Annotated in this window: 21 protein-coding genes; 3 read left to right on the top strand and 18 right to left on the bottom strand. The window is 49.9% G+C overall.

What is annotated here, in order from left to right; translation table 11 throughout:
* Window positions 1–9 precede the first annotated feature (9 nt).
* From ACUUL3_RS05390 to ACUUL3_RS05305, 18 genes are all read right to left on the bottom strand, one after another.
* Entirely contained in the window at window positions 10–1,110 is a 1,101-nt protein-coding gene (locus ACUUL3_RS05390; RefSeq protein WP_448555302.1) for a DegT/DnrJ/EryC1/StrS family aminotransferase, read from the bottom strand.
* 40 nt (window positions 1,111–1,150) lie between these two features.
* On the bottom strand, window positions 1,151–2,509 hold the full coding sequence (locus tag ACUUL3_RS05385) for an SGNH/GDSL hydrolase family protein (protein WP_448555300.1): 1,359 nt from the start codon (window positions 2,507–2,509) through the stop codon (window positions 1,151–1,153).
* Window positions 2,510–2,698: 189 nt separating this feature from the next.
* Entirely contained in the window at window positions 2,699–3,706 is a 1,008-nt protein-coding gene (locus ACUUL3_RS05380) for a Gfo/Idh/MocA family protein (protein ID WP_448555298.1), read from the bottom strand.
* Window positions 3,699–4,319: an acyltransferase gene (locus ACUUL3_RS05375; protein ID WP_448555296.1), complete on the bottom strand. Its 621-nt coding sequence runs from the start codon at window positions 4,317–4,319 to the stop codon at window positions 3,699–3,701. The genes ACUUL3_RS05380 and ACUUL3_RS05375 overlap by 8 nt, the downstream gene beginning before the upstream one ends.
* On the bottom strand, window positions 4,316–5,467 hold the full coding sequence (gene wecB / locus ACUUL3_RS05370; protein WP_448555294.1) for a non-hydrolyzing UDP-N-acetylglucosamine 2-epimerase: 1,152 nt from the start codon (window positions 5,465–5,467) through the stop codon (window positions 4,316–4,318). The genes ACUUL3_RS05375 and wecB (ACUUL3_RS05370) overlap by 4 nt, the downstream gene beginning before the upstream one ends.
* 30 nt (window positions 5,468–5,497) lie before the next feature.
* A complete protein-coding gene (locus tag ACUUL3_RS05365) occupies window positions 5,498–6,601 on the bottom strand; it encodes a glycosyltransferase (RefSeq protein WP_448555292.1) in 1,104 nt (367 codons plus the stop codon).
* Between the two features lie 191 nt (window positions 6,602–6,792).
* Window positions 6,793–8,031, bottom strand: a complete 1,239-nt coding sequence (locus tag ACUUL3_RS05360; RefSeq protein ID WP_448555290.1) for a glycosyltransferase — start codon at window positions 8,029–8,031, stop codon at window positions 6,793–6,795.
* 15 nt (window positions 8,032–8,046) lie between these two features.
* Entirely contained in the window at window positions 8,047–9,402 is a 1,356-nt protein-coding gene (locus ACUUL3_RS05355) for a hypothetical protein (RefSeq protein ID WP_448555288.1), read from the bottom strand.
* A 23-nt stretch (window positions 9,403–9,425) separates the two neighbouring features.
* Window positions 9,426–10,865: a lipopolysaccharide biosynthesis protein gene (locus ACUUL3_RS05350; RefSeq protein ID WP_448555286.1), complete on the bottom strand. Its 1,440-nt coding sequence runs from the start codon at window positions 10,863–10,865 to the stop codon at window positions 9,426–9,428.
* Window positions 10,866–10,926: 61 nt separating this feature from the next.
* The gene (locus ACUUL3_RS05345; RefSeq protein WP_448555284.1) at window positions 10,927–11,625 is read right to left on the bottom strand and encodes a class I SAM-dependent methyltransferase; all 699 of its coding nucleotides are present in this window, start codon (window positions 11,623–11,625) and stop codon (window positions 10,927–10,929) included.
* Window positions 11,626–11,737: 112 nt separating this feature from the next.
* Window positions 11,738–13,834, bottom strand: coding sequence for an alginate lyase family protein (locus ACUUL3_RS05340; RefSeq protein WP_448555283.1), 2,097 nt, complete (start codon window positions 13,832–13,834; stop codon window positions 11,738–11,740).
* 109 nt (window positions 13,835–13,943) lie between these two features.
* Window positions 13,944–15,200 carry a UDP-N-acetyl-D-mannosamine dehydrogenase gene (gene wecC / locus ACUUL3_RS05335; RefSeq protein WP_448555281.1) on the bottom strand — a complete coding sequence of 419 codons (1,257 nt, stop codon included), beginning with the start codon at window positions 15,198–15,200 and terminating at the stop codon, window positions 13,944–13,946.
* Entirely contained in the window at window positions 15,188–16,309 is a 1,122-nt protein-coding gene (gene wecB, locus ACUUL3_RS05330; protein ID WP_448555279.1) for a non-hydrolyzing UDP-N-acetylglucosamine 2-epimerase, read from the bottom strand. The genes wecC and wecB (ACUUL3_RS05330) overlap by 13 nt, the downstream gene beginning before the upstream one ends.
* Window positions 16,310–16,363: 54 nt before the next feature.
* Window positions 16,364–17,725, bottom strand: coding sequence for a transposase (locus tag ACUUL3_RS05325; protein WP_448555277.1), 1,362 nt, complete (start codon window positions 17,723–17,725; stop codon window positions 16,364–16,366).
* A 245-nt stretch (window positions 17,726–17,970) separates the two neighbouring features.
* A complete protein-coding gene (locus ACUUL3_RS05320; protein WP_448555275.1) occupies window positions 17,971–19,119 on the bottom strand; it encodes an NAD-dependent epimerase/dehydratase family protein in 1,149 nt (382 codons plus the stop codon).
* Window positions 19,120–19,122: 3 nt separating this feature from the next.
* Window positions 19,123–20,235, bottom strand: a complete 1,113-nt coding sequence (locus ACUUL3_RS05315; protein WP_448555274.1) for a polysaccharide biosynthesis protein — start codon at window positions 20,233–20,235, stop codon at window positions 19,123–19,125.
* Window positions 20,236–20,353: 118 nt separating this feature from the next.
* The gene (locus tag ACUUL3_RS05310; protein ID WP_448555272.1) at window positions 20,354–21,793 is read right to left on the bottom strand and encodes a mannose-1-phosphate guanylyltransferase/mannose-6-phosphate isomerase; all 1,440 of its coding nucleotides are present in this window, start codon (window positions 21,791–21,793) and stop codon (window positions 20,354–20,356) included.
* Entirely contained in the window at window positions 21,774–22,835 is a 1,062-nt protein-coding gene (locus tag ACUUL3_RS05305; RefSeq protein ID WP_448555270.1) for a Wzz/FepE/Etk N-terminal domain-containing protein, read from the bottom strand. Before ACUUL3_RS05305 ends, ACUUL3_RS05310 begins: the two co-directional genes overlap by 20 nt.
* Window positions 22,836–23,231: 396 nt before the next feature.
* On the opposite strand from ACUUL3_RS05305, the gene ACUUL3_RS05300 reads away from it, so the two are divergent.
* The 3 genes from ACUUL3_RS05300 (at window position 23,232) to ACUUL3_RS05290 (ending at window position 26,576) form a co-directional block, all read left to right on the top strand.
* Window positions 23,232–23,489 carry a ComEA family DNA-binding protein gene (locus tag ACUUL3_RS05300; RefSeq protein WP_448555268.1) on the top strand — a complete coding sequence of 86 codons (258 nt, stop codon included), beginning with the start codon at window positions 23,232–23,234 and terminating at the stop codon, window positions 23,487–23,489.
* Between the two features lie 396 nt (window positions 23,490–23,885).
* Window positions 23,886–25,823, top strand: coding sequence for a DUF294 nucleotidyltransferase-like domain-containing protein (locus ACUUL3_RS05295; RefSeq protein ID WP_448555266.1), 1,938 nt, complete (start codon window positions 23,886–23,888; stop codon window positions 25,821–25,823).
* A 39-nt stretch (window positions 25,824–25,862) separates the two neighbouring features.
* Complete coding sequence (locus tag ACUUL3_RS05290) at window positions 25,863–26,576, top strand: 3'-5' exonuclease (protein ID WP_448555264.1); 714 nt, start codon at window positions 25,863–25,865, stop codon at window positions 26,574–26,576.
* Window positions 26,577–26,820: the final 244 nt, after the last annotated feature.

Below are 26,820 nucleotides of genomic sequence, written 5' to 3'. Positions count from 1 at the left end.
GTCCGTTCCCTATGACTTGCACGCCAGCACTGCGTCAACAACACGTAGAACATCGTCGCTTGACAAACCATGGTGCACTGGCAATGCCAAAATCCTTGAAGTTAACTCCTCCGTCACCGGCAACTCAATCGCGCCATAAAGTTTTTCAAATATAGGTTGCTGATGCGCCCCTCGCGGATAATGCACACCGGTGGCAATTCCCAACTCGGCCAGCCGCGCAGCAAGCTCATCACGATCGAAGCCGAACACATCAGGATTTACGACTACGGAATACTGGTGCCACGCAGAGACACCCCCGTCAGTGACTTTTTGAGGAATGATCCCCTCTACCTCACTCAACCCGTCGTTCAGGATAGCCGCATTCCGCCTCCGTACCGAAAGCATGTCGTCGAGCCTTATGAGCTGTTGACGGCCGATGGCGGCCTCGACATCTGTCATCCGGTAATTGAGCCCGAGCATGGTATGATAATATTTTCCGGTCTGGCCATGAGAACGCAAGAATCTCATCTTGTAGTCAAAATCGGCATTATTTACACATGTAATCCCCCCCTCCCCCACGAACATGTTTTTTGAAGGGTAAAAGGAGTAGGCAACAAAATCACCGAAGGAACCTATATCCGCGCCCATAAATGTCGCCCCGTGCGCTTGGGCCGCATCCCAGACGATTTTCAGATTGTGTTTCTCAGCAAAAGCCATGACCGCCCTTATGTTGCATGGATTACCGAACAGATGCACAGGGGAAATTGCCCGAGTCCTTGCCGTGACAAGAGATTCAGCATGATCTAAATCGATCAAAAAAGTTGCCGGATCAACATCGCAAAAGACGGGACGTCCACCGGCCATGGAAACCATACTCGCCGTGGCTATAAAAGTAAAAGACGGGACAATAACCTCATCTTGCGGTTCCAGAAAGGTCATATATGCAAGGTGCAATGCGGCAGAACCGTTGGAACTGCACACCGCATGAGCAGCGCCGGTCTTTTGGGCAAATTCCCGTTCAAATTCATCGCATTGTTTTCCTTGCCTCAATGAGCCAGAACGAAGAACATCAACCGCAGCCTGAATTTCATTGTCAGTCAACTTAATTTCGGAAATTTTTACAGTTAGCACAATAAATTACCTCAACGTTTTACTCACAATGACTAATTACTCATAGCCCAAGAGACATCTGATGTTTGCTTATGATGTGTTCTTCATTCGGTTTGGTTTTTACGGCTGAAGTTCCATGAGAATTAGCACTAAAAATACTCAACAAATCAGAAGAAATACGACGGGCGATCAGTTGATTCCCTTCTTCTGACAGATGGCACCAATCTATAAAAACTGGGGAAGCACGATCATCGAATACATTAGTAAGATCAAAAAATCTATAATGAGCAAACTTATCAGAAGACGAATTGAGTTTATTATTTACTTCTTCAAAAAAAGTGGCCCACATTTTGTTATTTTTTTGAATTTCCTCATATTTTGTAAGTATTTTTTTTGCAAAAACTGTTGGTTGCCAATAAAATACCACCTGAAAATTAAATTTCTCTGCCAATGAACAGATAATTTCCAAATTAGCCCTGTACTTATCCAGAACAGAATCCGCGAGTTCTGCTTGTCTTGCATCTTCGAATTCCATTACCTTATAAGAAAGTTTATCAGTATGCAACACAGAAGAAGTTATTAATTCTCCCAATGAACGATTATTATCCTTTTCATATTGTTGCGAATCGCCATGAGAAAAATTTGAATATAGATAATTAACAATCTTCTTTGATACCTGAACGGAATATAAGTTGTCCCCGATCATATTCAGCCAGAATTGATTGCTCGACAAAAAATTATTGATAACCACTGGCAATCTTTTTGATATGTTAAATTCAACCTCTCGATTTATTTCGTTCTGCGGAATTCCAGCGACGCCATTCTGATATGCAGAATATGTATCGTTTACTCCATCATAGAAAATGACAGTATTAGGCACATTACCACTACGCAATTGAACAATCAATGCAACCAATTCTTGTGTGTTTACATAGCCACTTTCGCCAAAATTTGTAACTTCAGCATCGATATCGTGACTTGCTAATTCCTTCGCCAACAGCGACGGGATAGTAAATTCATCTCGAGCGCCTGTACCCCACAATGTTGAACCACCAAACATAAAAATTTTATTTTTCCCCTTGCTCCCTGAGCGGGCCATTTGAACAGTATTGCGAATCCCATTGTTATTAATATTTATATATTCACCATTAAAAAGATCTCTCTTCCAGTATACATAAGGAACCCAATGCATCCGGCTGGAATCTTTAAATTCCTCTGCATACTTAGCCACCCATTTTTGCCCAACATAACTATCTGCAGTTAAGACATCGCCATTTATATTTGCATTCCCGGCAATAGGATTGTTCCGCCCCAAGTAGTAGTAAATACGACAACAACATTCGACAGACATAAGTATTAAAAAAGTCAAACCTACAACAATCCAAGACATATGGACAATGTTCAAAATTTTCATTCTCATATTTGAGCTTCACCCAAAATCTGGACACGCAAAACTAGAAATTTCGGCAATAGGACCGCCCAAGACGAAGCCGAGCTTCCTAAATGAGGAAGCCCGACAAACTCCCTAACGATTTAGAATCGTTAAATAATATCACGTGCGCTTCCAGTGTCACATATTTTCGTGAGTTTTTCGACAGCCGACTAATACTCAAAATCGAATTTGCTCCATCACTTCCATGAGTGCGACGGAATCATGCACCGAGGACCGGGACGGCGGCCTGCCCTCTCGAACTGCACTGACAAACTCTGCCATTTGTGCCTCGAACAGATCCCCCCCCCCCAATTTCAACATGGTTTTTCCGGCAGGGTAACCGCCCCTGTCTCGATTACAAAACAAAAAACTCGGCATGTCCGACTGAATTGACCCCCAAAATGTTCCTTCATCCCCTTGTATTTCCACAAACTGTGTGAAGGCGGGGGTCAACAAGTCTGCCTGACACAACGCGACGATACCATTCTTCATCTCCAAGCGCACCTGAATGTTATCTTCGGCATCCACCACATGATTTTCTCCTAGAATCATCCGGTGGGGACGCAAGATATCGCAGCAAAGCACCGAAACTTTCTGCACCGGACCAAAAAACCAAATCGCCAGATCCACCATGTGAACGAGCATTTCATTGATCGCACCTCCCCCAGATGCTTTTTGATGCTTCCAAAGTTGATGCGATCCTCGTCCACCCAACCTGAAATGGGCTAAAACAACCCTTCCCAAAACCGGGCTAACCCCAGTTGTCCGCACTCCTTGAAGCAGTTCCAAACCTTTCTCAAAGACAGGAGCGAATCGGTAAATATATCCGATCATACCTACACGGCCAGAGATCTCGACAGCCCGGGCTAAATCACGTGCATCTGCCAATCCCTCACAAAGTGGTTTTTCACAGAAAAAATCCTTGCCGCGTTCAATTGCCCGATGGATTAAGGACGCATGGGTCGGAGTGGGGGTACAGATATCAACCGCATCCACAGAATCATCAGCAAAAACGGCGTCTACATGACTTGCCCACGCAACCCCCTCCTGCTCTGCCAATCGTCTGGCTAGGGACTCGTTCACATCGACGACAACAATATCAACGCCGGGAATTTTTCTGAGGCCACTGATATGCTTTGGAGCCTGCTTCCCACAACCAATTAGCGCCACCTTTGTTCTATTCATGCAAATATTTTCTCCAAGACAGTGCCATGTTCAGCTCTCGCAATTTTTCAGGCAACGGCATTATTCGTCCCGGCACTCCCAAAACCATACTCGCGGGGGGGATGTCCCGTGTGACGATTGCGCCTGCGGCCACAAAAGACCCTCGTCCGATACGAACCCCAGGAGTCACTACCACCCCGGCACAAAGAGTAACGGCGTCCTCAATAATCGGACCCTCCGGGGTATAATTTTCCCTATCCTTGAGCGGATAGCGATCGTTCGTCAAGACAACATTGGGTCCCAAAAAAACGCGAGTCCCAATTTTAACATGCGTTGGGATATAACAATTCGATTCGATTTTGACAAAGTCAGCAATTTCGACGTTTCCATCAATCACTGTGTTGGTGCCGACAACAACGTGATCACCGATGACTGTTTTTTCTCTAATCATGACATTGTGCCCGGTTTGGAAATCAGAACCGATCGTCACATCAGCGTATATCACAGACCCAGAACGGATTTTTGCCCTGTCGCCAAAAAAAACCGGGCGGCAGCCCTCCTTATACTGCAAGCCGACAATACAGTTCTCCTGTACTTCAATGGCACAACTTTTGTTGACAAATAGCCCCTTCATATTTGCGCCATTTTCTCCCTAGCAATTTTAACGATCAATTTAGCTGCGTTGCCATCACCGAAAGGGATATCCCACGAAGTTCGGGCCTCAAGCGCATCAAGCGCACCGGCGACAATTCGCCCGGCAGCAGTCCCAACCAGCCGATTGGCCCCCTGTTCCAGCGTCTCCACCCACTCCGTATTTTCTCGCAGAGTCACACAAGGTATCCGATGAATACACGCTTCCTGCTGCACTCCGCCAGAATCGGTAAATACCAACCGCGCATGCGCAATCAACTTGAGGAAATCCAGATAGCCAATGGCGTCCTCAAGACGAAGTGCCGGCAACTCATTAGCCCACGCCCAAAGATCGAATTCGTGCAACCGTTTCCTTGTTCGCGGATGCACCAAAAACAAAACGGGCAGGCCTACTTGTTGACCTGCGGACGAAACTCCCAAAAGGGCATCACGGAGTAAGTCTTCAAAATCAACGTTTTCCTCACGATGCATGGTCACCAGCGCATACTCTTTGGCCTTCACGCCAAAGCGATCAAGAACATCCGATTTGCGTTCGGCAATGTCAAGGTGCTGAAAGGAGGCATCGACAATAGGATTTCCAGTCACATAGATTTCACCCTGCACTGCCTCTTGCCTGAGACGCGCCTCGCCCTTCGCTCCCGTCGTAAACAGCACATCGGAAATATGGTCAATAATGCGACGGTTATGTTCTTCCGGCATCCGCCAGTCATCCGATCGCTCTCCGGCTTCCACGTGCCCCACAATCATTCGGAGTTTTCGGGCGGCAAGAGCCCCAGCCAAGTTTGTATTCGCGTCACCACCAACAAGCACAACCGCAGGTCGTTCCTCAAGCAAAATTTTTTCGGTCCCTTCGAGCATCGCGGCAGTTTGAGCGCCGTGAGTTTTCTTTTCGGCCACCCCCTGTATTTTAAAATCAGGGCTAGGAAGCTCCAGGTCCTTGAAAAATTGTGAATCCATATTGGATGAGTAATGTTGTCCGGTATGAACGACAAAAAAAGGGGTGGCCGTACGTCGCAATTCAGCAATTATAGGAGCGAACATTACAATTCCAGGCCTCGTACCGACCACGACTCCGATTTTCTTCTCCAGCCGGTCCCTAGACAACACTTTGATTTCCCGTTTCTGTTCCATGAGGTCCAAATTGATCTTTTTCTAGAAAGATCATATCCTTTTGTTAAAAAAAGCAGCGTCAATTACAGAGAAAAATTTCTTTTTCTCCATTTCCCAATTCCATACCTCATCAATCTTGCGTCTACCCGCCTCGCCCAACTCTTTTGCTTTTGATGGATCATCCAAGAGCGCCGTCACCGCTGCCGCCACCGCCTCAGGGGACTCAGTGTCCACCAATACACCACAACCTGCGGACTTGACGGCTATCCCCACCTCACCAAAATTCGGTCCGACAATAGGAAGCCCGGCTTGCATATATGTAAAAAACTTACGCCCATTCCCCCCAGACACCCGCGAGTATATGCGCCCTTTCTGGTGAAGCGCAAGCCCAACCGTACAGATCGCCAAATAAGACATCATGACGTCATATGGTTTTGGTCCGATATTGATTACGATATCCTGCAATGTTAAGCAACGAATCATTTTTTCAATTTCAACCGGATCATCCTTCAGCGGCCCGATCAACAACAACAATACTTGTGGATTCGTTTTTCTAACCAGTGCCGTTGCTTCCAAAGCAACCCGTAACCCCTTTTCCCGCATTAACCCACCGACAAAAGCAATAACCTGACGATCGCGGAACTCCGTCGCAAAGGTAGTCGCTCGTTCCAGGTCAGGGGCATCCGATACAGCGGGGACATTCCATATAGCCTGCGCGTTACGGCACCACCGCCGGTAATGCCTTACCAGCCACCCGCGCCTAGAATCCACTGTGGTGATACCGTCAACAGAAAGCAAGGCTACCCCCTCGAGTAAATAAAGGAATGGTCTTGCGATGACACTGAAATGACCAAAATAGAGCGAAACATCGAAGGAATACATTTCAGCCGCATCATAAATTTTCACCACCCGGTGGTGAATGCGCAGCAAAAGCGGCAGAAGAAAAAAATGGGTAACGACGATCATGGACACGTCGGAGAGCGTCCCGATCTCTCGACACAGCAAACGGTAAAGCGCAGGGAGGACAAAAATCAACCGTGCGCTCCAAGTCGGCGCCGGGAGATGGACCGTTCGCCACTCGGCAACAAAAGGCAACCCTGTATTGCATGCCTCCCCCCTCACCGAACGATCCCATGCCAGTACCACGACTTGCATCCCGCGCTCCGATAGTCCTCGTGCCATTAGCTGTTGCCGAGGCGTGAGTTGAGGCCCAAAAAGTATAAAGACAACTCTTTTATTTGTCATGATGATCAAACATCCAAATGGGCTTCGGCTCAAGCATAGCAGGCCGACCATAAACCTGGACGGCATTGCAGGGTTACGTGCAGGGTTGCCATAATGAAGAACTACGTTTTCATCCCGCCCCGTCCCACAACCTCACCGTACAAAGAGTGAAGAGTCTCCTCTTCATGTTGCCACGTATAGTCCGCCCTGATTGCCCTTAGTCCCTTTTCGGAAGCTTCCCGATTTTTTTTCATCACATTGAGCTGCGTCACAATGGCTTGAGCAATACTGGCCGGAGAGTCTGGAGCGAAGAGATGCCCAACCCCGTACCCATCGACTATCCGACGGATTTCCGGCAAGTCCGCGCCGACAAAGGGAATGCCCGCCATAACATACTCGAATAACTTATTGGGAGCACAATAATATTTATTAAGACAAGTTGCCTTGTAGGTAATTACACCTAAGTCGGCGGAAGAAGTGTATCCATGCAATACATTGGCAGGCACCGCCGGATGCAAAAAAACACGATGTTGCAAGCCACCTTCTTCGATACGTTGCATCAAGGATTGTGTCAGGGGGCCATACCCCATCAAAACAAGATAGATTCCTTCCGGAACCAGCTTCATGGCGTCAACAAGCTCTTCAAGACCGCGTAGTGGCACCAACCCCCCCTGATAAAGCACGATCCAACCGCCTGTCTTCAGAGTGCCCACCCGTGTCGCCAGATAATCTCTCAGGACATTCCGGTTGCTTGCCGGCTCATCTGCCGGGGGAGCCGGAATATTCATCACCACGGAAGGCAATCGGGGAGCACCATATTCCTCGTGCATGATCCTCGCGCGAGACCGGTTGGCGGCTATGACTCCGTCAACACGGATGAGCAAAAACCTCTCGACAATCCGCCAGATTGTTTTTAATCCCTTTGATTGCCCATCCTGCTCGGTATAAAGTTCGTGCGAATCATAGATAACGGTAGCCCCACAGAGTCGGGCTCCGACCCAAGACGGAAGCAGGGGGTCGAGATCGTGAACATGCACCACATTGGGTCGACGCCGCAGAATGGCTCCGACAACACGAAAAAAGTATTCAAGATACTTGACAAGCCATCCAAACATTCCCATACGCAAAAATTTCGTGCGCATCGGGAGTACCACCACCGGAATGCCGCACACTTCAAAAGAATTCCCGGCTTGGTAGTGGCTATTTTCAGCTTCCAGGATACTCACTTCGGCGGGCAAAGACTGCAATGACTCAGCCTCACGTAACACTCGCGAGTCATTGCGAATACTGGAATTCGCTAGCCTAACCATCAATATGCGCATCAGGCCAGTTCGGGAATTAAAAATGTTATTGGAGTCCATATATTCAACAAGTGATTATCTGGTCGGCACGCAATGAGCACAACGGTTGTTAGATGAGGACTTAAGATATCGCCATGAATTCGAAACAGCGACGACAGTCAGAACGGTGGCGACTCCGGCAATACTCGGCCAGCTCAACAAGACCCCCCATAAAGATCCAACGGCAAGCTGCGCCACTGTCAAGGTAACAAAGGCATACAAGGCAACCGACGAAATGGTTTTTGGGACTTGCAAAAAAAATAGATAACATCCATTAACGAAAAAACTCACAAATAACATTGAAGACACACAGCCCAGCATTCCAAAATTGGCGTATACCTCTGCAAAAAAAACGGTTGGAGCGCTTCCTCTTACCTGACTTAACGGCTTGTAAACGTCATAAAGAACATAGGAAAAATTCACGGGTGTAAATGGTAGTATCCCTAATGGATTCGGCATGCTGACACCACCAAGAAATTCAAATCGGGAAGGAAAAATTTCGAACGTCAGATGCAGGAGATTGTTATACGTCATGGTCATGCGATTTCCCATGCCCACAAGAACTCTGACCAAAACGTTCTCAGTATTTCCACTTAAGCTATAAAGCCCATACATAAAACCCATCGGCAGCAGTATCAAAACAACCATCAAAGACACTTGTGTCAAAAACGCAAAACGCTGTCGTATGACCCCGAACGTAATGGCGACCAGCACCCAGTATTTCACAAATTCAGCTTTGATCAACAAGCTAAGCAAAATAATCGTGCAACTAAAAAAAATGACAAAAAACAGTCCGCAGAAGAAGCCTCTTCGCTGAGGCCGTCCCGCGAAATAAAGCATCACAAACAACGACAAAACCGGCAATACACCTTTAAAAACTCCGGAAAAGTAGCCGAAAATATTTAATTTTTTTGTACGAAACATCGTGGTCGCAGAATTGCGCAATTCAGCCATCTCGGCAAAAGTCATTTTTTCAAACAGAATCTTGGTGCCCGCTCCGTCGGTCATCTTAAGGTAAAGCAAGTACACCAGAATACACACCAAACACCCCAAAAGAACAAATAAAATTCCAGGAATCCCCAAGTCGTCCTCAATTGGACGGTGGACATACGCCTCGATGGACCCAGTGGTTACTCCAGACAACCGTGCCATGACATAACCGTTGAAGGAAAACAGGAAAAAGAAGAGAGGAACAACAAGCCAATAAAACGAATTAGTATACATACCGGTGAGAATGCCTGCGATTGCCCCGCCATAAATTGTCAGAGAATAAAGTAAGGCAAAAAAATATGGCAGTTTAAAAAACTGAAAAGGGCCCCAAGTAAGACGAAGCATCCCCCATGAGATGAGGAATACCAAAAGATGTAAAATGGCAACAACTATCTTTTCCATAAGATAACAAATGCTACATAGAATCAGGAGCGGATTAATCCTTCCAACATCCTAGGGAGGGTAACAAGTTCGCTCCTTGGATACAAGACAAGACCGACCAAAACCAAAAACAGTAAGTACATCACAGGCCCTTCTATGAACCAATGAGTAAGACATTCGCCACGCGGCATTACAAAAAGCAGCAAGCCCACAACAACCCAGGCTACTACGAACCGCCACGTCATATATGGGACCATTACCCCAAGCCTACGGCATGCCATATCAACAAAACAAAAAATAAACGCATTAGAAAAGAATGTTGCCCAGGCACATCCTGCAATTCCATAATTTTTAGTCAGCACCCATGCGATCCCAATGTAAAAAATCATTCCTAGGAGGTAGATAATCATAACCAATCTAGACCTCAACAACATACTTAATGGTCGCTGCAAAATCCATTGGTAACAATTAAAAAGGAAACCGACCATCAGCCAAGGAATAAGTGCAGCCCCACTGGCATATTGTACTGTTGTTAAATCAACCAGCCACGACGAACCATAAAAAGTCATAGCGGCTATTAATGGTAAAATTATAACGGTAACAAAATGCATTTGTTTTGCGTAAAAGATAAGCGCCGCATCCTTCCCTTCTTCACTCCATATCTTGACATTAACTGGTCCCAGTGATGTCGCCAGCAACTCTGTAAACAAAGCGACAGGGGCTCGACATATAGAATATCCGACAAAAAAAATACCAGCTGCTCCCAATCCAGCGTAATATTTCAAAATGAAACGGCTCGCTATATCGATAATTAGAGCGGAAATTTGAATAATACTAAGAGGAAAACCATATTTTAAAAACTGACGAACCATTGGCCAGTCATATCCGGATTGGAGGTAAGCATAAAAGTTAATACGGTAACGGAACAACAAGTAAAGCATCGCCAACAATTGGCAGATGAGAAAAATAGCAAAAATACCGTGGGATGTTAGGGGGGTAATGTCCTTCAAAAAATACAACAATAAAAATGGCATTACCGTACGCCACACATGAAGAATAGTGTAAGCTAAAGGTTGTTCGGCTGAACGATAAATCTGCAGAACGGTTTGTATCAAAAGACGCATTCCCGCAACTACAGCAATCAGGAACGCTAACGAAGCCAATCCCTCCACATCTGTTCCTGAAATAAAAAAAGGAGTACTGGCCAAGCAGACAGACACAACTAAAATTGACATCAGGGCCGTTTGTCGGCACAACGTCCCACCATAAGAATGAAATTTTGAATACTTTAAGTGAAATCGTAGAATACTAGTCGTCAACCATGAACCTGCAAACCCAACAGACAGACCAATAATACCCAATGCCAACGAATAGATACCCATCTCTCGAGGGGACAAAGCACGCGTAACAAGCGGGACCATCAGAAAACCAGCAACAGCCGGAATAATTGTTGCTGGCAGATAGGAAATTAATTTTAAAAGCATGAAGATGGTTTCTGGCCTAGTGTTTTGGAGCCATAAAAAATCGACAACAAAAGCAAAGGCCCTAAACTTTGCAAATTGTCAATGTCAACCCCCCAGAAAGCATATCGAGTGGCCGCGCAATACGAGTAAGCATATATCGCATAATACCTCGCCCTCTCATTGAAGGAAGGGGAAAGCCATAGCTAAAAATAATCTTTCTATTGACGACTATATCCAACTTGGCGATGTTACAAAGGATCTCCATATGTTTTGGCCCCATTGGAAACTGATATCCAACATCTTTAAGATTTTCTGGCTGAACGGAACGACGGTTGTTAAAAAAAGTATCCGAAGGAACCACAAACACGACATAATCTTTAGAAAAATTGCGATGCTGCTTAACCACCTGGACCAATGCGTCGCCTTTGAAATGCTCAATAACACCGGACGAAAAAACAATATCGTACTTCTCCTGCCGTTGCATATCAAGAAAATCACCTTGAATGAATGAAGCATTTTTTCGACCTGCCAGAAGCTCTCTGGCCACATGAAGTGCTTTTTCAGAAAAATCAACTAATGCAACTTCTGCGGCCCCGGCTTCGGCCATCATGTAACTGAGCCGGCCAAGCCCGCATCCCAACTCTATTGAAGTCTTCCCTTTGATTGGAACGTAATGTGCAATATATCTAAAAATCTCCTGAGACATGAAGTCAAGTTGCAACACATCGGACTTTTTCTCCCAAGATCTATTCCAAAGTTCGTTGCTGGTTCGTTCACTCATTCACTCCCCCTCACAACTATCGCTAGTGTTCAGCACAAAAATTACCATGCCAACAATAATCACAAGTTTCCATTCTCTTTCTATCTCATTGAGATGATTACATCAATAAACATCAATCATACAGCATCTCAACGGATACAACAAATGACAATGGGGTTCGCCAAGAAATCTCAAGTAACGGGCAAGGAACCTTGATTCCGTAATCGGGAGAATACCACCCACTAGTATGAGCAAAGCAAGGAACGAATCGCCTCCCATCTGAATACTCCGCGGTCACCGACAAAACGAGATGTCTTCCATCCCGCGTGGCGCTCACTTTCCCGTTTGTCTCGTCGACACTCAGCCGGACTGCCGGATGGAAATGGAAACGACTGACATATTCATGAAAAATCCGGCTATCAAAACTATCCCGGATGACCCACCCATTGCCATTGCAGCATTTCGCGACTTCCCTGCGGTGAAGCAGGGGCGCGTCTTTCCGGGAGAATCCATCATGAACCCCGAAAGCGAAAGGGAGGCCTTCTTCACCCGTCCGCCACCCTCTGTGCACGACTTCCGCGTACCGCCTATATACCCAAAAAGACCCCAAGCCGCACTGATCTTGTCCGTCCACGGTCACTGTGTTATGAGCACATGTAGTACGCAGGGCATTATGCCAATAGAGAGAACCGGTGTTGGCATAGCTCCCGCTGTCAACAAGGAACGGTCGTCCGCGGATAGTGGCAACGACCGCCAACGTGTCACTATGCCCATGGGCAGGCCGATTAATCCCTGTCTTGGCCAACCCAATATAACCACAATCGAAGATCAAAGAAGAAGCGTCCTCTCCTCGACCATCACGAAAGACGAAAAAACCTCCGTCGGGGAAAACTTTCAATGGTTCAACGGGGGGGGGGGGCGGTAAACGCGCCAGCTTTTCCAGTCCATCCCTGCCAAACAACCAAGCCACAACCTCATGTTCGCCATTGGCGGCCGCCTTGAAATCAGCACGAGCGAATATAACAGCGGCAATCGCGAATAAATCTCTCACGTTGTTGATCGAGACGGAAGAAAGCGAAAAAACTCGAGTCTGATAGTTATCTCCTATAACAGGAAGATCACCGGATGGATCGGCGATGCACATCATGAATTCGACCATTCTCTCGACACGATTCCGAAGAAACTCCGCATCTTTTTTTTCTCCGAATCGCTCTGCTACCAAAAGCATCAACAAACAAAATTCTGTTACATAACGGTGATATATCGAAGATTGTTCAAAATTAACACCATCTTCATAAACCTGCCTCTTTAGCTCAACATATAGAAGGTCTTTAGCCGACCGCAGCCATTTAGAGGCATCTGCAAACTCTGGAAACGCCAGAGAAACTGTGTAAAGAAAAGCGATATTCGAGAACAAGTGGTTGTTGTTATATATATAATGCTCCTGATTTTCATACACATACTTGGCATGCAGATACAACTCTCCCAAAAAACTTTCCGCCTCGGTATTATGTCGGCTCAATACAGGGGCAAAAAAATCCAAGGCAAACAGCCAGGCAATACCGCGTTGCGTAACAAGTAACGAGTTCATCCAATGAATGCTGCACATGTAATTGTTTTGTTCTCGCCACGACCGGAAATGCCGCATAAAAGTTTGCGCATACACTTCGTCGCCGGTTAATCGATAAGCGCGGCCCAAGGCAAAAAGATACGGATGCTTTCCCAGTTCCCAAGAATAAAGAATATCGCCTAGATATTCCTTACAACCAAAATCATTGGCAAACAAGCGAGACCGCAGGCGACTGAAATGGCCGTGTGGCCATTGCCCGCATTCAGGCAGACATTGGTGCCACGAAATCTCCTGACCGAGATAGAGGTCAAGCCCGAAAATCCTAAAGTATCCATCAACAATCCTTCTGCCATCCTTAACTGCCGCCGCCACGCAGTCCTTCCCGACCTGGTCCGGGGCCAAGGCGGGATCGGAAAGCAGAAATGGACGAGACACCAGGCCGGCAGCATTAATCTCTCCCGCTCCCGGCGCGATCAATCGCCGGTAAACACAAAGGCTGAGTGAATCCGTCGCCCACCTTTCATAAATCTGTGCCTCGCAAAAATTTCTCACCTGTTTGGCAAAGCGTGTGAGCGCTAACCGTCCCGCCTCCTTGACTCCAATTTCTCCTAGACGGCGAAGAACATGGATAACACGGTGCTTGAACTCACTGGCTAACAACGGCTCGCCTCCAACTATGCCTAACCGAGGGAGGGGAAAATTCAAAAACGAAAGGCTCTACAATAAAATTAAGGTACACCACGGTCACTGGAAGGGCTCTCATAGGGCATCAACGCCGCAGAATACCGCGAGTATCAATGACAACCTTGCCCGCAAGCTGTTCTGGAGTGATATCCCTAAACGGTTTGTGGTCTACAAGCAACAAGACAATGTCTGCCGCTGCTATAGCAGTGGCCGCATCGTCTTCCATTTCGAGACCTTCGGCGCGCGCCAACTGCAGCGGCAAGGAATCTATGTAGGGCTCGACAACCATAAGTCGTGCCCCTCCTTCATAAGCAAGCCTTTGCACTATAGCCAACGCAGGACTCTCTCGCAAATCATCGACATCAGCTTTGAAGGCCAGACCGAGACAGGCTATAGTCGGCGTTTCAGGATAAGTTGCGACGGCGGATTTCACTTTACCGATGACCCATTCTGGTTTTCCATCGTTCACCAATCGCGCAGCCTTGATAAGCGGCGCTTGGTCGGGAGCGGAATTATATATGAACCACGGATCAACCGCGATGCAGTGGCCTCCCACCCCTGGCCCCGGCTGCAGGATATTGACGCGGGGATGTCTATTGGCCAACGCTATCAGCCTCCACACATCGATGCCAAGACGATCACAGATCAGGGACAACTCGTTGGCAAAGGCAATATTGACATCCCGGAAAGCATTCTCTGCCAATTTACACATTTCGGCAGTTGCGGCATCGGTCAACAGGCACTCCCCGTCGATAAATGAACTATAAAAATCTCCGGCACACTTGGAGCAGACAGGGGACATTCCACCGACTACCCTGTCGTTTTCAACCAATTCACGCAATATCTTGCCAGGAAGTACCCGTTCAGGGCAGTGCGCCACTCGTACATCGGCAGTGCCGCCATGTTGATGGGGAAAAGTCAAGTCGGGACGCTCTTCGGCAAACCAGTGGCACAACTGCTCGGTGGATCCGACTGGCGATGTGGATTCCAGTATGACTAGATTTCCCTTTTCGAGTACCGGAGCAATATCCCTAGCAGCTCCCTCCACATAGGAAAGGTCTGGTTGGTTGCCATTCCGGGTTGGGGTTGGAACAGCAATGATGAAAACATCGGCATGTTGGGGACGAAGGCGGGCTATAAATTTTTCTTCAAAAACAACCTTGCAAACTACAGCGTCGAGGTCTTTCTCGACGATATGCGCCTTCCCGGAATTTATAATTTCAACAACACGTTCATTCGTGTCCACACCGATGACGCTGAATCCTTTAAGCGCCAGGATAGCCGCAGTTGGGAGGCCAATGTATCCAAGGCCAATCACATTAACCCGTTTTATCTGTGCCACGCCAAAAGTTCCTTTATGATCCGCTCGCACGCCTTCCCATCACCATATGGGTTGTGCGCCATGCTCATTCTTGCATATGCTTCACGATTATCCAACAGGAGCGAAGCCTCGGTCACTATCCTCTCCGTGTCGGTCCCGGCGAGAACAACAGTCCCCGCCTCTATCGCTTCTGGTCTTTCCGTGTTTTTTCGTGTAACAATAACCGGCTTCCCTAAAGACGGAGCCTCTTCCTGGACCCCCCCAGAATCCGTGATCAGCATAAAAGCTTTTTTCATCAGATATACGAATGGCAGGTAGTCCAAAGGCGGCAACAAATATACGTTTTCTATACCAGACAGAATGCGAGTCACGGGTTCACGTACATGCGGATTCATATGCACCGGATAAAGGATGCGCACATCCTTCCGCCACGCTATCTGTTTAATAGCGTTGCAAGCATCTTCAAAGCAGCCGCCAAAATTTTCTCTCCGATGCATTGTGACCAAAATATTCTTTCGGTCATCGCCAAGAAAAGAAAAAGTATTATCCAGTGCTGCAGAGATATCGTGTCGCTGGTCAATCATTTCCGATATTGTGAATAAAGAATCTATGCCCGTATTCCCCGTGACGACAATATATTTCTCCGGGATCCCCTCATTAAGCAAATTCTGTTTTGACAAGACAGTAGGAGCAAAATGAAGGGAAGCAATACTGGTTGAAATACGCCGATTCACCTCTTCCGGCCACGGAGAATAGATATCACCAGTGCGAAGGCCAGCCTCGACATGGGCTACTGGAATCCTTTCATAAAAGGCGGCCAAGGCAGATGCCATAGTTGTGGTGGTATCGCCCTGGACTACCACCATATCCGGTCGGGAAGACGCTATTACTTCCGTCACTCCGGACAGCACCCCGGAAGTTAAAGTCGTAAGCGATTGATTTTCTTTCATCAAATTCAAATCGTAATCCGGGGAAATTTGATAAAGTTCTACCACCTGGTCCAGCATCTGCCGATGTTGTGCCGTAAAACATACGACAACCTCAAGGCCGGTCGTCGCCTTGCCAAGCCTCACGAGAGGAGCAAGCTTGATAGCTTCCGGTCGAGTACCAATAATCACAAGAATTTTCATGTTAGTAGGCCGCTCCTAACAGCCCGTTGAAAAACCCCCTGTTGCGGCAGAATGTCAACCGCCGGCAGGGGCCATGGATAAATACGGCAATCCTGAATTGACCGCCTGTTTTGCCCCGCCCTGTGGCTCAGGCGGGGCGAAAATGGCCGCAAGGAGGTTCCACAACCAGAAAATAAGCCGCACCAAGGCGTCTGCCATCCCCTTCGGGGTACCCTGGCCAAAGATCGTACGCATTAGCAGCCCCAGGTTGTAGGCGACCGCATGGACCAGGCAGCGTTTGCTTACGTTCTCAAGACCGCGCAGGGTCATTCTCCCAAGGTTGCCACTGCGCTTGAACATGGCAAAACTTCGCTCCACCAGCTCGGACCGGAGACGCCCCAGCCGCTTGCCTTCGTTGCCTCGGGTACGGCGGCGGTTGCCATGAAACTCCCGGCAGGCCTCCGCGTCTCCATGCCAGTGCCGGCGCTGGCCTGAGCGCCGTTCCGGGATATAGGTGGTGAGACCTTTGTCTGCGTTGAGATTTCTGATGAGATCGGCCTGGTGGTAGCCTTTGTCGGTCACCACGCAAAGCAGTTCCGGTGGCTCGTCACCAAGGGAGGCGAGATTGTCCTCGGCGGTCTCCAGGGTCTCCTCCACGCTGGCGGTATCGCCCTGGTCGGCCGGGTATACCTTGATCCCCAGCATGGCGCCGGTGGTAAGGTCAATGGCATGTTCTGATTTGTAGGCAAGATGAGTGGTGCCGTCCTTCATCCGGGCAATGCGGCTGTCGGGATCGGTCTCCGATTGCCACTCCCGGTTGGAGAGCTTCTTGCCCTTGCGTTTCTTGTCGAAACGGACAACGGCAGCGGCATCGGTGGGGTCTTCGCCGGCCTCGCGCATCAGTTCCTTGACATATTCCCTGTAGGTGGCGCCGGTGTCCTTCCGGGCCAGCCGCCGCAGGGAAGCGTTGGCCTCAAGGGTGGTGGAACCCACTCCGGTGGCGTAGGCATCGATCAGGCCGTGCCGATGCACCATGCAGAGAATGCGCTGGAAGACCCTATTGTAAAACTCCAGGGGCAGACGCTGGCGCCAGACCGTGAAACTTGAATGATCGGGTGTTTTCTCATGGAGCTGGTAGCCCAGGAATTCCCGCAAAGACATACGGTCGCAGCAATGCCAGGCGATTGCGCGTTCGGAGGCAAAGCCTTCCAGGTAGCCGATGAAGAGCATCCGGAAGTAGACCCCCGGCGGAATGGAGGGGCGGCCGACCTCGGAAAAATAGGGGGCGCATTCACGCTCCAGCCAGGTATCGAACCCGTCGTCATCGAGAAGACGGTTGAGCCGGGCGTGAAAAGGGTGGCCGCCCCTGGGCGCCAGGTCGCTGTGGGCTATCCAGAGCGGCTGCTGTTTGATTTTTTTGCGTTTGCCAATGGCCATGAGTATTCCCTGTCTGGTTATTGTGTTCCGCATTTTACCCGATCAACCGCATGGCTCAACTGCTTTGTGGGGGAAAGGTAAAGTTTTTCAACGGGCTGCTACCCCCTGGACAAGCTGAACAAGAAATTTCTGACTCCCGTCACGCTGCTACCGAAACTGCTTCGGAGTCATTTGGTCTGGCGAATTGTGACATCAATTGGGCCGTTATCATTCTCCCGCCCTCTCCCGCTCTTTTGGGTGCAGCATTAATCCCAGGTCGTTCCTCGAAAAATGCGGTGTGCCTGGACTCCCTCCTTGTGCCGCAGAACAAACTCCAGCATTTCAGCCAGAACATCATCAGTAAGGGAATGCGGTTCAAAGCCGAGCTCCAAAAGACCCGTGTGTCGGGGATTATAGTAATGCTCCTCAAGTTCCTTTCGTGGGTTTGGGAGAGAGCGAATCTCCACCGGCAGGCGCAAGTGCCTCCCTACCCCTAATATTTTTTCTGCAAGCTCGTTCACGGTAAAGGTTTCCGAAAATTGGTTGAATATTCTCAATTCGCCTTTTTCGGCAGGAATTGCCAGGGAGAGACGAACACAGTTCAACGTGTCCTTAATATTTAGGTAACCTCGGGTCTGCCCGCCCTTTCCATAGACAGTCAAGGGATATCCGACACATGCTTGCACAACGAAACGATTTAAAACGGTCCCAAATAGTTCATCGTAGTTGAAGAACGGCAGAAGGCGCTCGTCAGCAATGGTCTCGTCGGTGAAGATCCCATAAACAGGGCCCTGCATCAGGTCGGTAACGCGTAGATTCCATGTCCTCACATAGAACCAGAGGAGATCCGTATCCATAATCTTGGTTGTGTGGTAGAGGCTCCCGGCCTGACGAGGATATAAAAATTTCTCTCGCCGCCCCTTATGTTCGATTTCAAGCCACCCCTCCTCAATATCGATATTAGGGGTGCCATATTCTCCCATCGTCCCGAGCTTGATAATGTGAGCTTCTGGACAAAATTCCCGAACTGCAAAAATAACATTAGCCGTCACCTCCAAGTTGTTACGTAATGTGAGAGTCGCGGCCTCACGGCTCAACATCGAATAGGGGGCAGACGGTTGTTCGGCATAATGAATGACAGCGTCAGGGCAGAACCCGCGAAAAACTTCAGCTGTAAAAGACCAATCAGCAAGATCTCCAATAAATAACTTGATCTCATGCCCGGCGCATTCACGCCACAAGCGAACTCGTTCGTGGAGATTGGGAACACTGTAGAGAGGAGACACATCCTCCTCCCTGACCAACTTCCTTCGCAGATAGTTGTCTGCGACAGCAATTGTATGCCCATTGGCACTCAGGTGCATTGCAGTTGGCCAACCGAGATAGCCATCACCGCCTAAAATCAAAATACGCATACGTCAGTTGTTCTCCTTCTGATCCCAATAACTTCTGTCAGGATGTTTGTTGGACATAAAATCCATGGACAAAAGATTGTTGCTGCGAAGAAAAAGTTTTAGTTCTTCAATTGACAACGGCGTCTCACGTGAAGAGATATAGGGATTGGAAACCGTGTGGGATACAATGTCGGAGTACACATATGTGACTTTGTTATATAGCCCTCGGAACGCCGGTAGTACCAAAAAATACTTGGGAAGCTCTATGGCGCGATGAGTTTCTTCGTCGCTCATCAACTCTTCATAAAGTTTTTCCCCAGGCTTGACTCCAATTTCGGTGACTTCAATCCGTCGAGGGTCATGGCCGTAGGCTTCTGCCAACTCTTCTATCATCACCGTTGCCAAATCCTTAATGCGAATAATCGGCATCTTGGTAATGAAAACTTCACCGCCACGCGCCAGCGAGATCGAATCAATAACCAGACGCACCGCCTGGTCAATGCTCATGACAAAACGGGTCATTTCCGGATGCGTAAGGGTAACGGGCCCTCCCTTGGCAATCTGCTTATGAAAAATGGGCACGACAGATCCATTGGAGCCAAGAACATTTCCGAACCTTGTGGACGCAAAGATAGGACCATCACCATGAAAATTACTGTTGGCCGCGGTCATGAGCCGCTCACCCATCAGTTTGGACGTACCCATGACATTGGTGGGATTGACCGCCTTGTCTGAACTGGTAAAAATCACCTTTTCGACATTATTTTCACAGGCAGCATAAATAATGTTTTGAACGCCATTGATATTCGTCTGAACAGCTTCAAAAGGAGAACGTTCACAGAGGATTACATGCTTGAGGGCTGCCGCATGAAATACTATGTCGATCCCACGCATCTTGCGGCGCAACTTGTCGCGATCACGGATATCGGCAAGAAAAAAACGGGCTCGCTTATCTCGCAGAAACTGCTGTTCCAGAAAAAAGAGCCCGCTCTCATTGTTGTCCAGACCGACAACTTCCGCAGTATCGTAATTGCCTTCCAGCAAAAACTCTATCAATTTCGAGCCCACCGTTCCACAGGCCCCGGTGACCAGAACACGTTTGTTTTTTAACGAAAGATTTTCCTTAGTCTCGGTCATGATGAATCCGCCAAAAATCAAAGAAATGACAACTCAATAGCCGTTACAACGTCACCGCTGCCGGCGACGGCAACAACAGGGTTTGTTTTTATGGTTTCAACGAATGATTCGCAGTATGTCACAGCGCCCGCCCATACACATCTTCAAACCGCTCAATATCATCCTCGCCCAGGTAGCTGCCGGTCTGGATCTCGATGATTTCAAGGGGGATAGTGCCGGGGTTTTCCAGCCGGTGTTTTTCGCCAAGGGGGATATAGGTGGATTGGTTCTCACTCAAAATAATATTTGCACTGCCGTTGGTAATATGAGCCGTGCCTTTGACCACCACCCAGTGCTCGGCCCGATGGAAATGACGTTGCAGGGAAAGGCTGGCACCGGGCTTGACGATGATCCGTTTCACCTGGAACCGCTCTCCGCAGTCAAGTGTCTCATACGATCCCCAGGGCCGGAAAACCCTTTTGTGGAGCAGCGCTTTATCGCTCTTTTCACGCCGCAGACGTTGGACTATGGCTTTCACTTCCTGCGATCTGCCCTTGGGCACGACCAGCAGGGCATCCTTGGTTTCCACGATGACGTATCCCTGCAAGCCGACAGCCGCGACCAGACCTTCACCGGCATGGATATAGGAATCCGTCACATCCTCGGCCAGCACGTTGCCGACAAAGATATTACCCTTGTCATCCTTGGCGCCGATCTCCCAGAGTGCCTCCCATGAACCCACGTCATTCCAGTCGCAGGTAAGGGGGACAACGATCTTGTTGTCTGTTTTTTCCATAACCGCATAGTCAATGGAATTGGCCGGGCTTTCGGCAAAAGGTCCGGCAGCCAGGCGGACAAAATCAAGATCATTCTTTCTTTCGGCATATGCCTGACTGACAGATGAGGCCATCTGCGGTTCAAGGTTCTGCAACCGGGCCAGGTAACCGGCGGCGGTAAAAAGAAACATGCCGCTGTTCCACAGATACCCATCACCCACGTATTGCCGCGCCTTTTCAAGGGAAGGTTTCTCGACAAATCTTTCCACGACAAAGGCGCGACCATCACCCTGCCCTTCTTCGATTGCCGCGCCTTTTTTGATGTACCCGTATCCCGTGTGGGGGAAGTTGGGAACAATGCCGAAGGTAACGAGATTTCCCTCGCCGGTGTGGGCCAGGCCCTGTCGCACCGCCGCCGCGAATTTGCCTGTGTCACCGATGACATGGTCGGCCGGCAGGACAAGCAGAACCGCCTCCCTGTCTCGGGTCAGCACTTCATGGGCAGCCGCGGCCACGGCAGGAGCGGTATCACGACCGACCGGCTCGATAAGAATGGTGGCTTCAATCCCCAGGTCACGAACCTGCTCCGCGACCAGGAAACGGTGCTCTTCGGTGCAGACCACCACGGGCCGGTCAACCCCCTCGATCTCAAGCACACGCTGCAGAGTATTCTGCAGCATGGTTTTTTCATTGACCAGGGCAAGAAGCTGCTTCGGGTACTGCTCGCGGGAGAGAGGCCAGAGGCGGGTGCCGGATCCTCCGGCCAGGATCACCGGAAAAATTTTATTGCTTGCAGGCATCATTTTTCCGCAAAGCAAGGGATTCAAAAAAACTCACGACAAACACGGCGAAAATACTGCACAAAAACGCGACGACAAAGGCAAGCAACACAACCTTTGCAGTGGACGGTTTGAGCGATCGCGACTGGGAGGACGCATTCTCTGCATCCACCAGCGGTGCAATGGTCGGTTCATATTTCGCGTTCTGCAGAGATTTGAGTCTGAGTTGTTTCTTCAGAATCCCTCCCTGCAGGAACAGGGCGTCGCCATCATCCAAAACAGTGGTGGCCACGATGTCCCCCTTTTGAATTTTCTCCTGCAACGACTGGACTTCCGCAAGCAGGATCTTTTCGCCAAGCATGAACAATTGGTACTTTTCCGGCAAAACATCCGGCATTGTTTTGATCCCTGCCCTGCGCGCGACCAGGAGCGCGTCCCGCATATTCTGCAAGCGCACCTGCTGCCAGTACAGCAGATTTGTCTTGTCCTCTTCGATTTCCGCGCTCAATCGTGCCATTTCAGTGTTCCGCAACAAAGCCAACTGGCCGCCGATCTTTTCCGCGGTGAGCCTGTTCGCGGCATCAACATATTTGCTGAGAACCTGGGAGAGGGCCTTGGGATCCTGCCCAACCATGACGAGCTTGACCACGCCAGCAGGATCTCTCTTGCCGGGAAGCTCAAAGCTGATCCCCCCAAGCATTCCGATCTCCTCCGGGGTCAAGGCGCCGAGTCGCTCCTTTGCGTCGGGTGAGTTTTTCAAACCCTGAAAGGTATCCAAAAACAATTTGAACACCTCGTCGGAGCTGAACTTGAATTTACTGTCGACATTGACGTTGATCTGCTGCAGAACCCGTTCCGAAACCGGGGTAACTGTCATCTCGACCCAGTAACGATCCGGGGAAAACAGCGAGTAACCAAGGGCGACCAGGGTCACGAAAGAGGTGATGAAAACGACAAGCATCTTTTTGCGCACAACCACATCGACCAGATCCATCAGATCGATCTCGTCATCGCAATGAGGACGCCGACCTTGTTCCGGGTGGAAATTTTCCGTCTGTTGATCCATACTTTTTTTGGCGCCTTGGGGAATTCGTAGGAAATTTTCCAAAATTGGAAAACATAGACATTTACCTGCTATACGGACACCATGTCAAGCGGGAAATCCTATCGCGTAAAGTCTGTCCGGGACAACGCTCCCCAACGTTCCCAGGATGACGCTTACCGTTCGCGCGGATCGCACGTGAATCGTCACGACTTTTCTGGGAGATTTGCCGGAATAAAAACAGAGCACCTAACTTTCCCTTGACACAAAGCCTATCCCAATGATACCCTCGATCTGAAATTCACACCCTCGCCCAGCAGGGATCGGTACTCCGGGCAACCTGTGGAAATCACAAGCCCGGCAGCGCAACGCAAGGTCAGAGACATGGCGGCAACGCACTACATAAATCAGGAGGTAAGCATGCGTAAATTTCTATTCTCCGCACTCTGCGCAGTTCTGCTCATGGCAACCGCCGCGGTTGCCGCAGTCAACATCAACACCGCGACTGTCAATGAAATCGCCAAACTGAACGGCATCGGGCCGGCCAAGGCCCAGGCCATAGTCGACTATCGAACCCAGCACGGCTCCTTTGCCTCGACCGCCGACCTGACAAAGGTCAAGGGAATCGGCAGCAAGACCGTGGAAAAACTCGGCAAGGAAATCACCATCGAAAATTAACAACCATGTTGCCGCCATGTCTTTTTTGTCCTGCCACCAAGAGAACCACTGCGCCGCCAAAACCTGATCCGCCATGGCACGTTCGGTGAAAATGCCCGGCTCGGGCCGGAGCGCCTTCACGGCACAGGATGTGTCGCCCGATTTCGCCGGCTCTGTAAGAGCCAGAGAATCCGGGAGGCTGACCGAAGCGTCGTTGGCCTCCCCCGATGGTTGAAACAGCCAGGGACGGCTTTTTCAACGGACTGTCAGCGGAATTTACGCACGGAATTCCCGTCGCTCTTGCCTCTCCCCCAAAACCGGACAGCCCCGGGCATCTTCTTTCCCCCTTGACCGGGCCCAGGGAGTTGTGTACTTCATTAAGACAGATGCGAACTTATACCTATACCATGAGGATTTATGAGCCCCACCGCCGATGATGCCCATGCCGTTGCTCCTGAGATTGTTCTTTCCTTTCTCACCAAGACCCTGCCCTTCAACGAACTCGATCCCGCCACCCTCACCCACCTTGCCAGACACTGCATCATCGATTTTTTCCCGAAGGGAACCATGATCTTCAGGCAGGAAAAAACCGAAGTGAACCATTTCTATCTCATCCAGAAAGGCGGGGTGAAGATATATCTGAAGGATGAAGAGAGCACCGTAACCTTGAAGGATTTCCGGGGAGAAGGTGAATATTTTGGCGCCCTGCCCATCATCCAGAACACGAAAGCCAACCTCAATGTGGAAACCGTGGAGGACACCTTCTGCTTCCTCTTTGCCAAGGAAGCCTTTCTCACCCTGATCCAGTCCTGCCCCAAGGTCACCCATTACTTCCTGCGCAGCATGTCGGAAAAACTGGTGAACACCGCTTACGCGGAACTGAGGCGGCACAGGGTCAATCCGAGGACGGAAAGCGCCCTCTACCTCTTTTCCGCCCAGGTCGGAGAAACCATCAAGGGCAAAAGTCTATACACCATCGCAACCGACGACACGGTGCAAAACGCGGCTCTCCGCATGGCGGACCTGCACATCGGCTCCCTCCTGGTCCAGGATGCGAACGGAAAGATCGTCGGTATCATCACGGACAAGGATCTCCGCACCAAGGTGGTGGCCGCCGGCCTTGATTATCAGACCCCCGTGGCCAAAATCATGGCAAGCCCGGTGGAGACCATCCCTTCCCAGGCAGTCTGCTTCGACGCCATGCTGAAAATGATGCGACAGCGCATTCACCATCTGGCCGTGGAACAGCAGGAAAAAATCGTCGGCGTGGTAACCACCCACGACATCATGCTCCTGCAAGGGACATCGCCGCTCTATCTTTTCCGGGAAATCGTGGCCCAGCGCAAGATCGAAGGGCTGTACAGCCTCTCCCGGAAAGTACCCCAGGTGATCCGCTCCCTCATCGAGGAAGGGGCCAAGGCGAACAACATCACCAGGATGATCACCATTCTGAACGATCATATCCTCGACCGCATCCTCACCCTGCTCATTGCCGAGATCGGCCCGCCGCCGCTGCCCTTCTGCTGGCTGCTCATGGGCAGCGAAGGCCGCCGGGAGCAGACCTTTAAGACCGATCAGGACAATGCCCTCATCTATGCCGACCCGGAGAACGAAAAGCAGGCCCAGGAGGCGGAAACCTACTTCAAACTGCTTGCCGAAAAGGCGATCGAGCATCTGGTTGCCTGTGGCTACCCCCGCTGCCCGGGCGAGATCATGGCCTCAAACCCCAAATGGCGGCAACCGGCCCGTCTCTGGAAACGCTGCTTTGACAACTGGCTCGTCACCCCTGAACCCAAGGACGTGTTGCACTCCACCATCTTTTTCGACTTCCGGGGCGGCTACGGAACGCCCGGCCTGGCGCACGAACTCAGGCAACATCTGGCGGAACAGGCCCGCAAAAAGGAAATATTTCTCATGCATCTTGCCAAGGACTGCCTGGAAGCCAGGCCCCCCCTATCCTTTTTCCGCAACCTGATCGTGGAAAAGGATGGCGCCCACAAAAACCTGCTGGACCTGAAAACCAAGGGGCTTGTTCCCTTTGTCGATTTCGCCCGGCTGATGTCGTTGAAGTGCGGGATCAAGGAAAGCAATACCTTGGGCCGCCTGCAACTGCTCGCCGAAGGGCACCATATCTCGAAAGAGTTGCATGGCCAGGCTGTCGAGGCCTATGAGTTTCTCATGCAACTGCGACTTATTCATCAGATGCAGATGCTGGAAGACAACAAGAACCCGGACAACTTCATCAATCCCGCCGACCTCTCAGACCTGGAAAAGCAGACCCTCAAGGAATCCTTCGAGGTAGTCCGCCGCATCCAGAGCTACATCAAGCAGGAATTCCGCCTGGGCGAAGCATGAGACTGAGCCTGCACATACTGAACCGGCAATGGGGGTCCCATGTTTCTAAAAGCCTTGTCTGAAAAGCTTTCCCGAAAACAGCACCCCTCCTTTGTGAAAAATCTGGCCTATTTCAAGGATCTCGACCAGGGTCAGCCCTTGGAGCAATACGAATTCGTGGTTTTCGACACCGAACTCACCGGTCTCAACCCCAAAAAGGATGAGATTGTTTCCATCGGCGCCGTGCGGATCAAAAACCTGCGGATCATGGTCGGCGAGACCTTCCAGGCCTTTCTGAAGCCCCAGAATCATCTTCCCAAAAACAGCACCCTCATCCACCGCATTACCCCGCAGCAGCTTGAAAGCGCACCGACTCTGGAGAAAACCCTGCCCCGGTTCGTCGAATTTTGCGGCAAGGCATTTCTGGTCGGTCATTATGTGGGGCTGGACACCTCCTTTGTGAACCGTGCCGCCAAGCGGATATTCGGCGCGGCTCTCCACAACCCCTGCCTCGACACCCTGCGCCTGGCCCAGGCATACAAGGAAATGACCTGGGAAAGTTACCATGACCGCTTTGACATGAATGTCTCCTACAATCTCTCGGACCTCGGCAAGGAATACGGCCTGCCGGCCTTCGGCAAACATGATGCCCTGGAGGACGCCATGCAGACCGCCTACCTCTTTCTGTATCTTGTCAAAAAAATGCGGAACCAGGGGATCGTCACCCTCAAGGATCTCTTCAACGCCGGGCAAAATTGGCGCTGGATCCTCTGACAGTCCGTTATCCAAAAACCGTCCCTGACTTCTGCAACGGACTGAGGCATCGGCTCCCGGCCATGGGTTGTCTTCCGCTCGACGGTGAGCGGTCGCGCATACTTCCCACTCTGCTTTTCCCCTTCTGATCCTCACCATGCATCACCCTCCCGGGAGGACGTTTTTTGCTGTTGTCTTTTTAAATTATTCTGCTAAAGTGGCGTGTCGGTAGTAGTACCCTGGGTATATGTACTCATTCGGTGGG

It is taken from the genome of Thiovibrio sp. JS02 (assembly GCF_053485635.1).
Note: the sequence above shows the minus strand (reverse complement) of the source record. Positions and strands in the feature narration are given on the sequence as shown.

Coding starts and splice junctions, on each gene's coding strand:
- ACUUL3_RS05385 (WP_448555300.1), bottom strand. CDS start 2,509: ATGAGAATGAAAATTTTGAACATTGTCCATATGTCTTGGATTGTTGTA.
- ACUUL3_RS05350 (WP_448555286.1), bottom strand. CDS start 10,865: ATGCTTTTAAAATTAATTTCCTATCTGCCAGCAACAATTATTCCGGCT.
- ACUUL3_RS05325 (WP_448555277.1), bottom strand. CDS start 17,725: ATGGCCATTGGCAAACGCAAAAAAATCAAACAGCAGCCGCTCTGGATA.
- ACUUL3_RS05360 (WP_448555290.1), bottom strand. CDS start 8,031: ATGGACTCCAATAACATTTTTAATTCCCGAACTGGCCTGATGCGCATA.
- ACUUL3_RS05295 (WP_448555266.1), top strand. CDS start 23,886: ATGAGCCCCACCGCCGATGATGCCCATGCCGTTGCTCCTGAGATTGTT.
- ACUUL3_RS05355 (WP_448555288.1), bottom strand. CDS start 9,402: ATGGAAAAGATAGTTGTTGCCATTTTACATCTTTTGGTATTCCTCATC.
- wecB (WP_448555294.1), bottom strand. CDS start 5,467: ATGGAACAGAAACGGGAAATCAAAGTGTTGTCTAGGGACCGGCTGGAG.
- wecB (WP_448555279.1), bottom strand. CDS start 16,309: ATGAAAATTCTTGTGATTATTGGTACTCGACCGGAAGCTATCAAGCTT.
- ACUUL3_RS05345 (WP_448555284.1), bottom strand. CDS start 11,625: ATGAGTGAACGAACCAGCAACGAACTTTGGAATAGATCTTGGGAGAAA.
- ACUUL3_RS05305 (WP_448555270.1), bottom strand. CDS start 22,835: ATGGATCAACAGACGGAAAATTTCCACCCGGAACAAGGTCGGCGTCCT.
- ACUUL3_RS05290 (WP_448555264.1), top strand. CDS start 25,863: ATGTTTCTAAAAGCCTTGTCTGAAAAGCTTTCCCGAAAACAGCACCCC.
- ACUUL3_RS05320 (WP_448555275.1), bottom strand. CDS start 19,119: ATGCGTATTTTGATTTTAGGCGGTGATGGCTATCTCGGTTGGCCAACT.
- ACUUL3_RS05375 (WP_448555296.1), bottom strand. CDS start 4,319: ATGAAGGGGCTATTTGTCAACAAAAGTTGTGCCATTGAAGTACAGGAG.
- ACUUL3_RS05310 (WP_448555272.1), bottom strand. CDS start 21,793: ATGATGCCTGCAAGCAATAAAATTTTTCCGGTGATCCTGGCCGGAGGA.
- ACUUL3_RS05315 (WP_448555274.1), bottom strand. CDS start 20,235: ATGACCGAGACTAAGGAAAATCTTTCGTTAAAAAACAAACGTGTTCTG.
- ACUUL3_RS05365 (WP_448555292.1), bottom strand. CDS start 6,601: ATGCAAGTCGTGGTACTGGCATGGGATCGTTCGGTGAGGGGGGAGGCA.
- ACUUL3_RS05300 (WP_448555268.1), top strand. CDS start 23,232: ATGCGTAAATTTCTATTCTCCGCACTCTGCGCAGTTCTGCTCATGGCA.
- ACUUL3_RS05380 (WP_448555298.1), bottom strand. CDS start 3,706: ATGAATAGAACAAAGGTGGCGCTAATTGGTTGTGGGAAGCAGGCTCCA.